The 13618-nt window shown below is 69.5% G+C and carries 17 protein-coding genes; 8 read left to right on the top strand and 9 right to left on the bottom strand.

The genetic code is table 11. From position 1 onward, the window contains the following. Nucleotides 1-15: 15 nt before the first annotated feature. The 3 genes from Vqi01_RS19685 to Vqi01_RS19695 form a co-directional block, all read right to left on the bottom strand. Complete coding sequence (locus Vqi01_RS19685; protein WP_204036287.1) at nt 16-582, bottom strand: DUF488 domain-containing protein; 567 nt, start codon at nt 580-582, stop codon at nt 16-18. Beyond that, nucleotides 579-953 (bottom strand): FAD-dependent oxidoreductase, encoded by a 375-nt coding sequence (locus tag Vqi01_RS19690; RefSeq protein ID WP_307825142.1) that lies wholly within the window; start codon nt 951-953, stop codon nt 579-581. Before Vqi01_RS19690 ends, Vqi01_RS19685 begins: the two co-directional genes overlap by 4 nt. Before the next feature lie 296 nt (nt 954-1249). Beyond that, nucleotides 1250-1975 carry a TetR/AcrR family transcriptional regulator gene (locus Vqi01_RS19695; protein ID WP_239098509.1) on the bottom strand — a complete coding sequence of 242 codons (726 nt, stop codon included), beginning with the start codon at nt 1973-1975 and terminating at the stop codon, nt 1250-1252. A gap of 24 nt (nt 1976-1999) precedes the next feature. Here Vqi01_RS19695 and Vqi01_RS19700 point away from each other — a divergent pair, with 24 nt between their 5' ends. Further along, a complete protein-coding gene (locus Vqi01_RS19700) occupies nt 2000-3139 on the top strand; it encodes an FAD-dependent oxidoreductase (protein ID WP_204036288.1) in 1140 nt (379 codons plus the stop codon). A gap of 177 nt (nt 3140-3316) precedes the next feature. On the opposite strand, the gene Vqi01_RS19705 is transcribed toward Vqi01_RS19700, so the two are convergent. Both Vqi01_RS19705 and Vqi01_RS19710 read right to left on the bottom strand, forming a co-directional pair. Further along, nucleotides 3317-4171: a hypothetical protein gene (locus tag Vqi01_RS19705; protein WP_204036289.1), complete on the bottom strand. Its 855-nt coding sequence runs from the start codon at nt 4169-4171 to the stop codon at nt 3317-3319. Further along, the gene (locus Vqi01_RS19710; protein WP_239098510.1) at nt 4168-4665 is read right to left on the bottom strand and encodes a SigE family RNA polymerase sigma factor; all 498 of its coding nucleotides are present in this window, start codon (nt 4663-4665) and stop codon (nt 4168-4170) included. Before Vqi01_RS19710 ends, Vqi01_RS19705 begins: the two co-directional genes overlap by 4 nt. Before the next feature lie 188 nt (nt 4666-4853). Here Vqi01_RS19710 and Vqi01_RS19715 point away from each other — a divergent pair, with 188 nt between their 5' ends. Beyond that, the gene (locus tag Vqi01_RS19715; protein ID WP_204036291.1) at nt 4854-5378 is read left to right on the top strand and encodes a GNAT family N-acetyltransferase; all 525 of its coding nucleotides are present in this window, start codon (nt 4854-4856) and stop codon (nt 5376-5378) included. 37 nt (nt 5379-5415) lie between these two features. Here Vqi01_RS19715 and Vqi01_RS19720 read toward each other — a convergent pair whose 3' ends face one another. Next, a complete protein-coding gene (locus Vqi01_RS19720; protein WP_204036292.1) occupies nt 5416-6567 on the bottom strand; it encodes a helix-turn-helix domain-containing protein in 1152 nt (383 codons plus the stop codon). 500 nt (nt 6568-7067) lie between these two features. On the opposite strand from Vqi01_RS19720, the gene Vqi01_RS19725 reads away from it, so the two are divergent. Continuing rightward, nucleotides 7068-7859 carry a GntR family transcriptional regulator gene (locus Vqi01_RS19725; protein ID WP_204036293.1) on the top strand — a complete coding sequence of 264 codons (792 nt, stop codon included), beginning with the start codon at nt 7068-7070 and terminating at the stop codon, nt 7857-7859. A 95-nt stretch (nt 7860-7954) separates the two neighbouring features. On the opposite strand, the gene Vqi01_RS19730 is transcribed toward Vqi01_RS19725, so the two are convergent. The 3 genes from Vqi01_RS19730 to Vqi01_RS19740 are packed head-to-tail and all read right to left on the bottom strand — an operon-like array spanning nt 7955 to nt 9752. Continuing rightward, a complete protein-coding gene (locus tag Vqi01_RS19730) occupies nt 7955-8905 on the bottom strand; it encodes a M56 family metallopeptidase (protein WP_204036294.1) in 951 nt (316 codons plus the stop codon). Then, complete coding sequence (locus Vqi01_RS19735; protein ID WP_204036295.1) at nt 8902-9294, bottom strand: BlaI/MecI/CopY family transcriptional regulator; 393 nt, start codon at nt 9292-9294, stop codon at nt 8902-8904. Before Vqi01_RS19735 ends, Vqi01_RS19730 begins: the two co-directional genes overlap by 4 nt. Continuing rightward, on the bottom strand, nt 9291-9752 hold the full coding sequence (locus tag Vqi01_RS19740; protein ID WP_204036296.1) for a hypothetical protein: 462 nt from the start codon (nt 9750-9752) through the stop codon (nt 9291-9293). The genes Vqi01_RS19735 and Vqi01_RS19740 overlap by 4 nt, the downstream gene beginning before the upstream one ends. 182 nt (nt 9753-9934) lie before the next feature. Between Vqi01_RS19740 and Vqi01_RS19745 the strand changes: the two genes are divergently transcribed. From Vqi01_RS19745 to Vqi01_RS19765, 5 genes are all read left to right on the top strand, one after another. Further along, nucleotides 9935-10603, top strand: coding sequence for a DsbA family protein (locus tag Vqi01_RS19745; protein ID WP_239098511.1), 669 nt, complete (start codon nt 9935-9937; stop codon nt 10601-10603). Then, complete coding sequence (locus Vqi01_RS19750; RefSeq protein WP_204036298.1) at nt 10600-11436, top strand: cytochrome c biogenesis CcdA family protein; 837 nt, start codon at nt 10600-10602, stop codon at nt 11434-11436. Before Vqi01_RS19745 ends, Vqi01_RS19750 begins: the two co-directional genes overlap by 4 nt. A 110-nt stretch (nt 11437-11546) precedes the next feature. Further along, nucleotides 11547-11903, top strand: coding sequence for a DoxX family protein (locus tag Vqi01_RS19755; RefSeq protein ID WP_204036299.1), 357 nt, complete (start codon nt 11547-11549; stop codon nt 11901-11903). 137 nt (nt 11904-12040) lie between these two features. Further along, complete coding sequence (locus Vqi01_RS19760) at nt 12041-12985, top strand: acyltransferase domain-containing protein (protein ID WP_204036300.1); 945 nt, start codon at nt 12041-12043, stop codon at nt 12983-12985. A gap of 328 nt (nt 12986-13313) precedes the next feature. Then, the coding region (locus Vqi01_RS19765) for an SDR family NAD(P)-dependent oxidoreductase (protein ID WP_204036301.1) at nt 13314-13618 on the top strand (305 nt) is incomplete at its 3' end.

Here is a 13618-nt window from a genome sequence, read left to right on the forward strand (position 1 = left end):
AGTCGCGGGAGTCGATCAGTTGCGTCCAGGCACCGAGGGCGACATTGCCGGGTAGGTCACCTGTCCGTCTGCGCTGATCGATGGCGCCGCGCCCCACATGCCCGGCTCGTGCCGTCGTGGCTTGGCGTTGCTGATCAGGTGCCATACCGTCCAGCCCTGCGCGGTGAGCGTGTTGGCGATGAGTAGTCGGTGGCAGCGCCATGGCATCGGTTCGCCGCACATGATGGCGGTGCGACGGTCGCTGGCGAGGTCGGTCAGTTGCTGGATGCCGTCGCGGTACTGCGGCCCGAGTGTGTAGTCGGCGTAGTTTTTGAAACTCGGCTGTCGCCACCCGGCGTTGATGTCCGGGTCGACGTCCTGCTTGCGGCGGCGACCGCCCAGCTCGGGCAGGTGGACGTAGTCGATACCGGCCCGGGCGAGCCAGTGTGGCATCGTGTCACGCCCGAACTGCGGGTTGCGCCGCGATCCGGGCTGTGCGCGTACGTCGGCGAGCAGGTTGATGTCGTACTCGTGCAGTGGGGTGAGGAACGCCGGTTCCGGGCACGTCCAGTGCCCGATCGTCCAGATCTCCCGCGATGTCATATGCCGGCCTTGTTGGCGAGGAACTCGTGGTCTGCGCGTCGGCCGCCGGCGCCTACCGCCTTCAGGCCGAACAACCCGAGCGTACGGCCGAGCCGGCGCCCGCCCGCTGCAACTGATGGCTCAAGAAGCATTCTGCCGCCGGGCCGCCTCCTGTCCCGCCAGGTAGCCGAACACCAGCCCCAGCGAGATCGTCCCGCCGGCATCGGCTGGGACTCCACAACGAGGACCTGTGCCCCTTGCTTCGCGGCGCTGAGCGCCGCCATCAGCCCGGCCCCGCCGGAGCCGACGATTGCTACCTCCACCTCCTCGGGAATGCCGCGCTGTGACACTGTCCCGATGGAGCCACGGTGCTGAGTCGAACTGTTGGCCACGACGTCCTCCGCACGATCAATTTTCGGTCATGCCCTCCCAAATCAACGTAGGTCTTATAGAGGATCAATTGGCGGTTTTCGGATCTGGCCGAGTTACTTGTGGCGGCTTGCTGGTCGCGGAGCAGCGAGACGCCGCTGGCGGCCTCCACGCGGAGGGTGGTGACCCGGATGTCGTCGTGTCGGGTTCGGGTCCTGTCGAGCTGAGAGCGTGAACGGATCGCGGTGATCGATATAGGACGGGACCGCCCCGACGGTTCACGACGCGTTCAGCCGACGGCCGGCCTGCGAGCAGCAGGTCACGTGTCGGGAAAGCTGGTGATGCCGTCCAGGACGGTGGTCAGGTTGTGGTGGAAGGTTTCCTCGGCGTTGAGGTGGGTGCCGTCGATGACGAGCCGGGCGACGGTGGGGTAGCGGCCTGTTTCGAGCATGCGGGTCAGGTAGGGCCCGAGCGCGGCCTGCCAGGTGGACATGTCGGTGCCGGTGGAACGGGCGGTGCGGCGCTCGGTGACCTCTCTGCGGAGCGCGCCGATGATGAACGCGTTGAGGGCGCCCAGGGCCCGCTGGAGGTCGTCGATACCGCGTACGCCAGGGGCCTGGCTGAGCGCCGCGGCGGTCGACTCGCCCACGGCGAGCGCGTGAGGTCCCAGGTGTGGCCGTGCGCCGAGCAGGTCGGCGAACCATTCATGCTCAAGGGCGGCGTCGCGGGTCCGGTGAACGATGGCCAGCACTGTGGCGCGCCACTCGGACTGCTGGCCGGCCTCGGCGATCTGGGCATAGACGGCGTCGACCATCAGATCGAGCAGTTCAGATTTGTTGAGCACGTAGTCGTAGAGCCGCATCGGACCGACACCGAGCTCTTTTGCGATCTTGCGAACCGACACTCCGTCGAGGCCGTGCGCGTCCGCCAGGCGGATCGCCGTAGCCGCGATCTTCGCGCGGCTCAGCGGCACCGGCGCTGCCCGCGGCTGAGGCTCGGGCCGCTCCCAGACGGACAACACATCGCTACCGTGCAGTGTATCCACGAAATACAGTGTACGGTAACGGGGATGAAGACGAGAATCGCGATCGCCGGTGGTGGGCTCGGCGGCCTGACGCTGGCCCGAATCCTGCACCGGCACGGCATCGACGCGGTGGTGTACGAACGCGAGGCAGGCCGATCTGCGCGATCACAGGGCGGCTCGCTCGACCTGCACCCGGAGTCCGGGCAGCAGGCCCTGGCCGAGGCGGGCCTCGCCGCCCGGTTCCGGTCCGAGGCACGACCGGAGGGCGAGGAACATCGCATCCTCGACCCGACCGGACGAACCCTCGTGCATCACAAGCCGCAACCCGGCGCATTCTCCGGACGCCCTGAGATCGACCGCACCGCACTACGTGATCTTCTGCTTGACTCGCTCCCCGGCGACGCGGTGGCGTGGCAGCACCGGCTCGTCGCGGCGACGCCACGACGCGGCGGAGGCTTCGGGCTGGCGTTCGATGGTGGTCACAGCGCCGACTGCGACGTCCTCATCGGCGCCGACGGCGCACGTTCGGTCGTCCGATCGCTGCTGACCGACGCGGCGCTGTCCCACGTGGCGACCTTGGTGGAGCTCAGCATCAGCGACGCCGACCGGCGCCACCCGGATCTCGCGGAGCTGGTCGGCCCCGGCAACCTGTGGTGCGTCGGCGTGAACCAGATCCTCGCAGCGCAACGCCTCGGCGACGGCAGCATTCGAGTCGGGATCTCCCTACCCGCGGTCGATCGCCACCTGGACACCTACCGCAGCAAACGCGCCGTGCTGGACATGTTCGACGGCTGGGACCCCAGCCTCACCGCACTGATCGAAGCCGGCGACAGCCCGCCCACGCCGCGCAGGATCGAGGCGATGCCCACCGGTACACGCTGGACCCACCAGCCGGGCGTCACCCTCATCGGTGACGCCGCGCACCTCATGCCGCCGGTCGGCGAGGGCGCCAACCAAGCCATGCTCGACGCCGCCGAACTCGCCGCCGAACTCGCCAACAATCCCGCCGACCCCGACCTGGCGATTTGCAGGTACGAGGAGGCGATGTTCACCAGGATCCACCCGATCGCCGAAATGTCCGCACGAGTCCAGGCGATGATGCTGTCCCCCACTGCGGCCGACGACATCACCCGCTTCTTCACGTCGGGGCCCACCGAGCCGGCAGTCGATCCCGTCGGTGTTTAGCCGGCGCAGGCTCTCCCCGGTCTGCGGCCAGATCCGGACGGCCGTGTGACCCGAGGGGCAAAGACGTTATGAGCACACTGTCACAGCCAGTGCTCGCCGCCGGATCGGGGCGGTCCCGGATGGTGCCCGCACGCCTGTGAGGGCGAAGGGCACCATCCGGGATCATGTGTGTGGCTGTCAGCCGACGACTTGGGCGGCGATGGCCGTCGCGGCCGTGCGCAGTTCGGCCTTGGTCAGCAGTGGTGTCTTGCTGGTGACCCCGCTGCCGTCGCCTCCGAAATAGTTCACCGCCAACAAATGCAGGTGGTAGCCCTGCGGAAGCTCGACCTGCACTCGGTAGAAGCGGTACTGCTTGCCGTTCTTGGCCGGGCTGGTCTCGGTGGTCTCCACCACCTCGAGGCCCTCGGCGGTCGTCGACGTTCGGCAGGTACCGGCTTTCATGCCGTCATCGCACTCGATCACCGGCGCACAGACGTGCGGTCCGGAGCCCGAATCAAGGCCGGCGCCGCCCTGCGAGTCGCAGGTGTCCGGTCGAACCCACATGTAGAAGCCGGCTTTCTTGCCGTGGCGGGCCACACCGGAGCGGGCGGCCCATCCCACCGGATCACGCTCGGCGTACATCGCCGGGTGACCGTCCGGGAGGCGCTTCTCACCTGGGACGTCGGGCATGTAGATCCATCGGAGGTCGGGTGCCGCCCCGGCGACTGCCGTCTCGAGTGCCACCCGCAGCCGATCGAGGGTCTGCTGGATCGCCTCCGGGTCGCTGGTGTCCAGCCGTAGACCGGAGGCCGGCGCGGAGGGGGACGCCGCCGCAACGGCGGGCGCCGCCACCGGCGGCCCAGGCTGAGGCCCGGCGCCACCGCTCAAGGCGACGCCGACCGAGATTGCGAGGCCGGTCGCCGCCAGAGCGAAACCGCCCCCCGCCATGCTGCGCAGCAGGCTCCCGCGCCGCTCGCGTTGAATGATCCGGTCGACGTCGACCGTCGACGGCGGTGGAGTGCCGATGTGCTCGTCGAAAATCTGCTGATTCATGAAACGCTCCCAGATGAGTACGCCAGGGTGCGCAACGTCTCGAGCCCTCGCGCCGACTGGCTTTTGACCGTTCCCGCGGAGATTCCCAGCAGTCCCGCGGTTTCCTCGACCGAGTGGTCGAGGTAGAAGCGCAGCACAACGACTGCGCGCTGCCGTGGCGCCAGATGCGCCAGCAACCCCGTCAGCTGATTCCGGTCGTCGACCCGGTCCGGGTGCGTCCAGCCGGTCTCCGGTGGATCCTCCACCGGCTGTTCCCGCCGCCAGGGCCGGCGGCGCTCGTCGAGCCAGGACCTCGTCAACATCCGCTGGGCGTACGCGTCAGGGTTGTCGGACGAGATCACCCTGCGCCAGTGCCGGTAGAGCTTGCCCACAACGATCGATACCAGGTCGTCCGCGGCGTGCCAGTCATGACACAGCAGGTACGCCGCGCGTCGCCAGCGGTCCATGCGAGCACCGACGAACGCCCGGAAGTCGTCCTCCTCGGACTTCTTCACGCTGCTCCTTCCCATCGCTTCCACTCGCACGACGGAGCGAACTTGCGCCGGGGTTGCATCGGAATCGAGCTTTGAAGAATCCGGGCATTGCGGGGACCACGAGCGGAGTACACGCGGTCGGTTGCCCCGGAGCTCGTCGTGTTGGATCTGGGCCCTGTCGAGCTGAGAGCGTGAACGGATCGAGGTGATTGGCCCACGATGCCGAGACGCCGAGCGCGGTCTCGGTCACCCGGCACGGACCACCACGGCTCGTGACCTTCGCGGGTGGTCGCGGATTGTCGCCTATCGCGATCTCGGCGGCGCGGACGCCGATGCGATTCGGCGACTCGTCCCCGCAGCGCTCGCCCAATACGCAGTACGAGGCCTTCGGTGACGCTGGCGGCGATGACATGGCGAACGCCATTCTGCGCCGCCTGGCTTGCGATGACGGAATGGAGTTGTGGGTTGCCGAGGCCGACGGGCGGATCGTCAGTGCCGGGCGGCTGGAACCGGTGCCCGGGACCAACTTCGCCGGGATCTGGGATGGCGCGACCCGTGCGGAGTGGCGTGGCCGCGGGATCTACCGCGCCTTGACGGCCGCGCGAGCCCGCTCAGCACCCGGTATGGGCAAGACGCTCATCAACAGCGACTCCACCGAGTACTCGCGCCCAATCCTCGAACGCTCCGGTCTGGTCAAGGTCTCGACAACAACGCCCTACAACTGGCGGCGGTGACGGCCCCCTCAGGGCGCGACCGGACCGAACGTGCGGGTCAGGGTTGTCGGGTCAGGCCGAGGATGGCGGCCAGTCGCGCCACGTCGGCCGGTGCCGGTCCGCGTTGGATGATCTCGGCGAGGAGGGTACGGGCGGCCGGTCGGCTGCGGACTTCGGCGGGGGCGATGGTGTCGGCGTGGAGCAGGGCTTGGCCAGCTTGGGTGGGGTTGCCGGTGTCGAGGTGCATCCGGGTGGCGTCGATGAGGTGGGCGGCGCGGTGTTCGGGTGGTAGGCGTCGGAAGCCGTCGCTGCGGATGGCGTGTTGGTGGTGGTGGATGGCTTCGGTGGTGTCGCCGAGGTGGTGGGCGGCGAGGGAGCGCGCCAACTGGACGGCGGTCGGTGCGAAGCCGGTGTGGTGGGGGTCGGTGTGGTTGGCACGCTGATCAGCCAGGCCGGTGGCGTGGTCGAGCAGGTCGTGGGTGTTGCGGCGGTCGCCGGTGCCGGCGGCGGCGAGGCCGGCTTGGAGGAAGAGGGCTCCGCGTACGGTGTCGTCGTCTGCGGTGCCGGTGGCGGTGAGGGCGGCGGTGAGCGCGAGGTGGTGGTGGCCGAGGGCGCGCAGGGCTTGGGTGACGGCGATGGTGGCGGTGGTGGTGAGGGTGGGGATGTCGGCGGCGGTGGTGACGGCCCGGTCGGCGGCGAGCCAGGCGAGGTGGGGGTGGTCGAGTTTGATCAGGACGTTGGCGGTGATGCGGTAGGTGGCGGCGAGCAGGCTTCGGGTGCCGTGGGTGGTGTCGAGCAGGGCGGGCAGGGCGTCGAGTAGTTGGGGGTAGCGGGCGTGGTGGTAGGTCATCCAGGCGTGGGCGACCTGCCGGCGCGCCTGGTCTGCGGTGACGGTTCGCTGGGGTCGATCGTGGTAGTGGGCGAGGGCGGCGCGGACGGCGTCGACTCCGTCGAGTTTGGGGGCGGTCGGTGGTGGTTGGCGGGGGCCGAGGAGGATGTCGGGGTCGAGGCGTAGGACGTCGGCGATGTCGCGGATGACGGAGTAGCGGTCGAGTTTGCGCACGCCGCGTTCGATTTTGTCGACCCAGCTTTTGGATTTGCCGAGCCGGTCGGCGAAGGTCTGCTGGCTCATGCCCCGGTTGGCGCGTAGTTCGGCTACCCGTCGGCCGAGGGGTATCGAGTTGTGGTCGCGTCGGTGCGGGCGATTCATCGGTTCCCCTCCACGGGCGGCATGGCGTGGGTGGGCTCGCCGCAGCGTGGGCACCACCGCGACTTCACCCGAAACGCGAACAACCCAGCCAGGAACCCCAGCAGCACGCCACTGAGCAGCATCATCATCACCTCGACACCCACGGCCGCTCGCCTTCCTGCGAGACCGAGAGCCGAAACCGTGTCCGCAGCCATGGACACATCGGAGGGAGGTGACCCGTAGCGAGGGCAGGGCCGGTTCGGCGTTGTGCATAGGAAGTAGCGCGCATCGCAGATCCCTTCGGGGCGCTGGCAAGCCCTCACGCCGGGGGTCTTGGTCTGATGACCGTGAGTGAGGGCTCTCTTTGTCTCCGCTCATCGCAAGTTAGCGCACTAACTCCGCGGCGTGAAGTAGGTAAGTGCGCGAGCTATGCTCATGTCGGATGGCGCCCTTGTTTGCTACACCCTTGGGTGCATGGTCGACTTGACCCGGATACCTGCGCCAACCCGGAAGGGCTGTCCATGACCAACAAGGAACCGCCGAACTACCAGCGCATCGTGGACGACCTGCGCTCGCGGATCCTCTCTGGTGAACTGGCTCCGGGTCACAAGCTCCCCACCGAAAAGGAGCTACAGCAGCGATGGGGCTTCTCCACGACCATCGTCAAGCACGCCCTCACCCTGCTGCGCAGTGAAGGGCTCATCGAGGGCCGACGCGGCTCCGGCAACTACGTGCGCGACCGGACCCAACTCGTGCGTCGCGCCCACTCCCGAGACATGCGTAAGCGCCTCGGCAGCACATCGCCATTCGCGCGAGACAGCGAAGCGGCCGGGAGGCAACCGAGCTGGGAGTCGGAGAGCAAGAAGATCCCTGCGACGCCACACGTCGCGGGACGACTCGGCATCCGGCCCGGCGACTCGGTGATGCACACCAAGTACCGGTACCTCGCGGACGGCGATCCCATCCAACTTGCGGACTCGTACGAGCCGCTCGCCGTCACCGGAGGTACGCAGGTCGAGTATCCCGAGCAGGGGCCGGTCATCGGCGTTGTCGCCCGGATGGACTTCATCGGCGTAGCCATCGACCGGTTCGTCGAAGAGGTCACCACTCGACCGGCGATGCCCGAGGAGATTACCGCCCTCGAACTCGACCCGCGCAGCGGCAGGTGGGTAATCGCGATTGAGCGCACCTACTACGCCGGGCCGACCGCAGTCGAGACCGCCGACATCGTCTTCCCCGGCGACCGATACCGCCTCGTCTACGAGATGCCCATCGACCCCTGGCCGCCGTCAAAGGAGGCCGAGACTCCCTGACACGCCGTCGTGAGACGGCATCGGGATTCCCTTCAATTGGCGGCGTCTCCACAGCATCGGCCGGCAGGTGAGGTGTGAGCAGATCTTTCCCACGTTCAGCCGAGGGCGGAGGTGCTTGAGTCCGAGCAGGTGGCCGAGTGCACGGCGATCCCCGCGGCTGTCGCGGTCGTGGCCAGGGGGAACATCAGGAGCACGGCGACGACAGCGGCACCGAGCAGAGCTCGTGCGGGCGACCTGGGCGGGGCGGGAGTGAGCAGTCGGCGCACTCGATCTGCGGCAGTGCCGCCGGCGCCGAGGGCATGGCCGGGAGTGGAACCGGCGAGTCGGACGATGGCGGCGGCCACGGTGTGGCGGCCGTGCTGTGCGCCGGCCTGGTCGTCGGCGAGGTGCTCGACGAGGCGGCGGATCTCGTTCTCGGCGGTGCGGGCCAGGGGCAGCCCGGGCAGGGCTCGGCGGAAGGCGGCCGCGATGGCCACGAGCAGGTGGTGCCGACCGCGGAGATGGGCGCGTTCGTGCCGCAGCACCGCCTCGAGTTGCTGCGGGGTCAGCGCGTCGAGTGCACCGCGGGTGACGACTACGTGTCCGGGTCTGCCGGGCAGGCAATAGACCATCGGTGTGGCGTGGTCCACCACGGTGCAATCGACGGCCGGTCCTGGTCGGGACACGGGGGACAGCGCCGCCAGGTGGTGGCGCCGCCACCGTCGGGCTGCGTGGAGGGTGGCGAGCGTGCTGATCGTGAGGCGGGCGGCGAGTACGGCGGTGGCGGCCAGGGCGAGCGCGGCGAGGGTCTCGTTGGGCGCGCCGAGGCGTGCCAGGGCGCGGACGCAGGCCTCGACGACGCCGTCGAGGCCTGTGGCAAGCGCGGTGGGCGGCACGGCGACGAGCAGCCCGGCGCTCAGGACGGCTCCGGTCGCCGAGACCAGGGCGCCGAGCCACAGGCCGATCGCGATGCGCGGGGCGGTCCGAGTCCAGGGCCGGGCGGCGATGGCACGTGGCGCAGCCACGGCGACGGCAGTTGCCCAGGCGAGCAGGAGAAGACTGGTCATGCTGGCTTCGGCCGGTCGTGCAGGATGGCGCGTAGCAGGGCCGCCTCTTCGGGGCTCATGGTCTCGACAAATCGGGCGAGGGCGGCGTGCTGGTCGCCGGCGGAGGAGAGCGCGTCGGCCATCACCTGGCTGATGTGTTCCTCCCGGCCGATGCGGGGCCGGTAGCGGTAGGCGCGGCCGACCAGCTCCCGCTGCGCCCAGCCCTTGCGGTGAAGATTGTCCAGGACCGTCATCACCGTCGTGTAGGCCAGGCCCTTGCCGGTGAGCGAGTCGACCATCTGTCGGACCGTGAGCGGAGCATCCGCCGCCCAGAGCCGGTTCATCACCTCCGACTCCAAGGGGCCGAGGGAGCGTTCCGCGCCACGGTCACGGCGCCCGGGCCTGATCATCGCTCGACCCTACCGCCCGACGCGGGTACCGGGCACTGCCGCTCACCGAGCAGCCGCCGCCGCAGCGCCCAACCGAGCAGGACGATCGACGCAACGGCCAGTAGCGGTTGGGCCGGCGCGAACCAGGTCATAGCGCCGCTGGTCCCGAGCGCGAGCAGCACGAGCTTGTTGCAGACCGGGCAGCCCACCGCGAGCAGCGACAGCACACCGCCCACCGCGCCCACCCGTTGCTCCGTTCGAGGGGACGGCGTCGCGTTCGCAGGCCGGACGTAGGTGGCCAGCAGCAGGCCCGACAGCGCCGCAGTGACAGCCAGGACCGGCCAGGCCCACCAGGTCACCGGAACGCTGCGGCCGAACAGCGGCGTGTCGAGCAGGTCGGTTGGCACGGCGATCATCACCGCGATGGTGACCCCGCCGACCACCGCGACGACCAGCCGGCGCGGTGTCCAGCTGCGCATGGTGGCCCTCCTCACCCTTGTACGAACCATCCTAGTACTAGGCTGCATAGTACTAGGACAGATAGCAGACACGTTCCCAGGGAGCTGCCATGAAGCCCTCCGCTCGTATCGCTCCACGTCGGCCCGTACGGCGCGGGAGTGGCCCTCATGGGATCCGGCGTACCGCCGGGTGGCTCGGTCCCGTGCTGGTCATCGCCGTGGTCGCGGTGCTGATCGTGCTCGGCCGGCCGTCGTCCGACGCGACGCCGGCCGCGTCCGGCGGACAGGCGGCGGGCTCCGGGGAGGAACGGGTGAACCCGTTCGCCGGGCTGGTCCGGCGGACCCCGGGGGACCCGGTGGCACTGGGCGACCCGGATGCGCCGGTCGTGATCCTGGAGTACTCCGACTTCCAGTGCCCGTTCTGTCGACGGCACGCACGGCAGGTCGAACCCCGGCTGATCCGTGAGTACGTCGACAGGGGTCTGGTCCGCATCGAGTGGCGGGACCTGCCGTACCTCGGGCCGGAGTCGCGCCACGCCGCGGCCGCCGCCCGCGCCGCTGGCGCTCAGGGCAAGTTCTGGCAGTACCACGACGCGCTGTACGCCGAGGAGCGGCGGGTCAACAGCGGGGCTCTGGACGACGAGGCGCTGCGCGCCGCCGCCCGCGAGCTCGGGCTGGACCTGGCGCGCTTCGACGCCGATCGTGCCTCCGCGGTCACCGCAGCCGCCATCGACCGGGACGCGCAGGAGGCCACGTCGATGGGGATCACCGGCACGCCGGCGTTCATCGTCGGCGGTACCCCGATCATCGGCGCCCAGCCGTTCGAAGCGTTCAAGCACGCCATCGACAGGGAGCTGGAGCTGGCGCGATGAGCGACATCGGCTACTTGGCCGCGCTGCTCGGCGGGACGCTCGCCCTGCTGAGCCCGTGCAGCGCGATGCTGCTGCCGTCGTTCTTCGCGTACGCCTTCGGCAGCTCCGGCCGCCTTCTGGCTCGCACCGGCGTGTTCTACCTCGGGCTTGCCGCGGTCCTGGTGCCCCTCGGCGTCGGGTCCTCCGCCCTCGCGGGCCTGTTCTTCCGCCACCGCGACACGCTGATCCTGGTCGCCGGTTGGTCGATCATCACGTTGGGCGTCGTGCAGCTGGCCGGACGCGGTTTCGCGTTCGGGCCCGCGCAGCGCTGGCTGGGCCGGCTGACCGGAGACTCCCCGGCCTCGGTCTTCGTCCTCGGCGCGGTCTACGGGCTCGCCGGGTTCTGCTCCGGGCCGATCCTCGGCGCGATCCTCACGATCGCCGCCACCTCCGATCAGCCCGCATCCGGTGGGGCACTGCTCGCCGTCTACGCCCTCGGCATGGCTGCGCCACTGCTGCTGCTCGCCCTGGTCTGGGACCGGTGGCGCATCGGGCAGCGGCGGTGGCTGCGCGGCCGGCTCCTGGCGGTCGGCAGGTTCCGGGTACACAGCATCTCCCTCATCTCCGGACTGCTGTTCATCGCGCTCGGCGCGTTGTTCCTGGCCTTCGACGGCACCGCCGGGCTGGCCGGCGGCCTGGGCCTGACCGACGTCGAGGGCACGGCACAGGAATGGGTGACCGACAGCCTCGGTTCCGTGCCCGACGAGGCGATACTGCTGCTCGTCGCCGCCGCCGCGCTAGCCATTCTGGTCCACCGCCGTCGCCGGGACGCCTCGAACCGCGCCACCCGGTGAGCTGCCATAGCGCTGTGACCCAGAACACTTGACGCAGTGTCACACTTCGGGGTCATCCCCTCGTCCATGAGCGACTGGTCAACCACCACTTTCACGCTCAGGAGGCCCCGATGCTCGCCATCTATCTCACGGTGACCCTGCTCACCTCAGCCCTCAACGGTGCGGCCGCCATCGCGAATGTGATCGGACACGACTACCCGAAGACGGAGGCGGACCGCAATCGGATACCCCGATCGTGGGTACGACCACTGGGACTGCTCCTGGGCGCGGGCGCGCTCGGCTTGCTGGCCGGGTTCGTCGTGCCGGTCGTGGGTACGCTCGCGGCGGCCGGTCTGGTCTTGTACTTTCTCGGCGCGCTGGGCGCACATGTGCGGGCGGGTAATTTCCGACTCGGCGCCTGGGCACTCTTCTTCGGACTTGCTCTGGCCGCACTCATCGTCAACCTCGCCTACCACATGGAGGCTTGATGTAACTGGTGGCTGGTCCGTTCACAGCGGCTCGCCGCGTAGGTCGCAGGCTCGGTCAGCGGATCGGTCGCCGAGGCGGGATCTGCCCGATCGGCACGGGCCGTGGAGAATGCCGACCGGCCGGTAGAGTCGTCCGCGTGGACCTGGACGACATCGCCGCCCGGCTCGGGGTGCCCGTCGAGGACGTCGACCGCGTGCACCGGCTCGCCGGAGACCGGCCGTCGGCACCGCTGCCCGCCAAGGCCGACGCGCCCGCGATCCTCGACCGGCTCGGGGTGCGGCCGGACGACGCCGCCGAGATCATGGCAGGCTGGCCCGACCCCGGCTCTGCACTGTGGACTCCGGAGCTGCGTTGGCTGCTCGGCCGCTCGATCGCTCTGGTCCGCGCCGACCTCGGGGGTTACGAATGGCTGCCGCCTGGCCCGGCGCTACCGCGCGAACGAGGCCCTGCCTGGCGGCATCTCTACGTGTACGCGTACCTGGCGCTGGTCGACGTGGTCAGGGGATACCACCGCGACCATGGCGTCCCGGATGCCGTGTCGTGGGCAACCCTCGCGGACCTGGGCCGCAATCTCGCGATCGACCGGCGGATGCACCGCGAGGGCTGGCCGGTCATGCAGAGCTGGCTGACACTGCACGCGCGCGGCGCCGTCTACGAGCTTGGCCGGCTGCAGCACCATCGCGGCGACGGTGCCATCAGCCTGCACATCCCCGAGTCGGGGCCGATGACCCCGGAGGCGGTCGCGGCGTCGCTCGACGAGGGCCGTGCTTTCTTCCCGCGCCATTTTCCCGACGAGCGCTACACGGAGTTCTCCTGCGGGTCGTGGCTGCTCGACCCGCAACTGCGGGAATACCTGCCCGAGGACTCCAATATCGTCCGGTTCCAGCGGAGGTTCGAGCTGGAGCCCTACGAAGAGCCGGAAGGGCTGGACGCTGACGTCGAGGTGCTGCGGTTCGTGTTCCGCACCCTGACCACGCCGCTCGACCAGCTGCCGCGCCGCACCGCGCTCCAGCGCGCGGTCGTCGACCACCTGAAGGCCGGCCGCCACTGGCACTGGCGCCGCGGTCGATTCCCCATCTGATCGGTCAGCGCGCCGGGGCGTGCGGGTGCCGGCACCCGCACGCCACCAGGGCAGGCTCCGCTGTTTCCATGAACGGCTGAACCGGAGTTCAGACCACGGTGCGGGCCATCGTTGGTGGGTGCCGTTACAGATGGCTCGCTGGCTCGGCTCACCCTTCAGTTGCGATCGCGGCAATGGCGGCGTGTGGTCGATGGGTTCGGCGAGCGAAGGTAGTCGGTGATATGGCCAGGCCCGCAGCCCAGATCGAGCACCGTGCCGGGTCGCCTCGCCACAATGGACGTGCTTTATTTCACCGGCGCACTACGGCACGGCCAAGGCCGGCCTCAGCATGCTCAACCGGACGATGGCCCGGGAGTGGGGACGCCACGGGGTGCGCAGCAACCTGGTCGTGCCCGGCCTGGTGGACTCGGGTGCCCACGAACACTACGAGGACGACGAGAGCATGAGCCGCCTCTACGGTGCAGAGATCCCGCTGGGCAGGTGGGGAAAGCCCGAGGAGATCGCCGCACCGGTGGTCTTCCTCGCCTCCGACGCCGCCTCCTTCGTCAACGGCGCCACATGTCGACGGAGGCCAGATCAGCTGAGCGGCGACAAGCGGCTCAGGCTGCCGGCGCGCGGGACACCGCAACTCGT

It is taken from the genome of Micromonospora qiuiae, from assembly GCF_016863555.1.
GTDB classification, from domain to species: domain Bacteria; phylum Actinomycetota; class Actinomycetes; order Mycobacteriales; family Micromonosporaceae; genus Micromonospora; species Micromonospora qiuiae.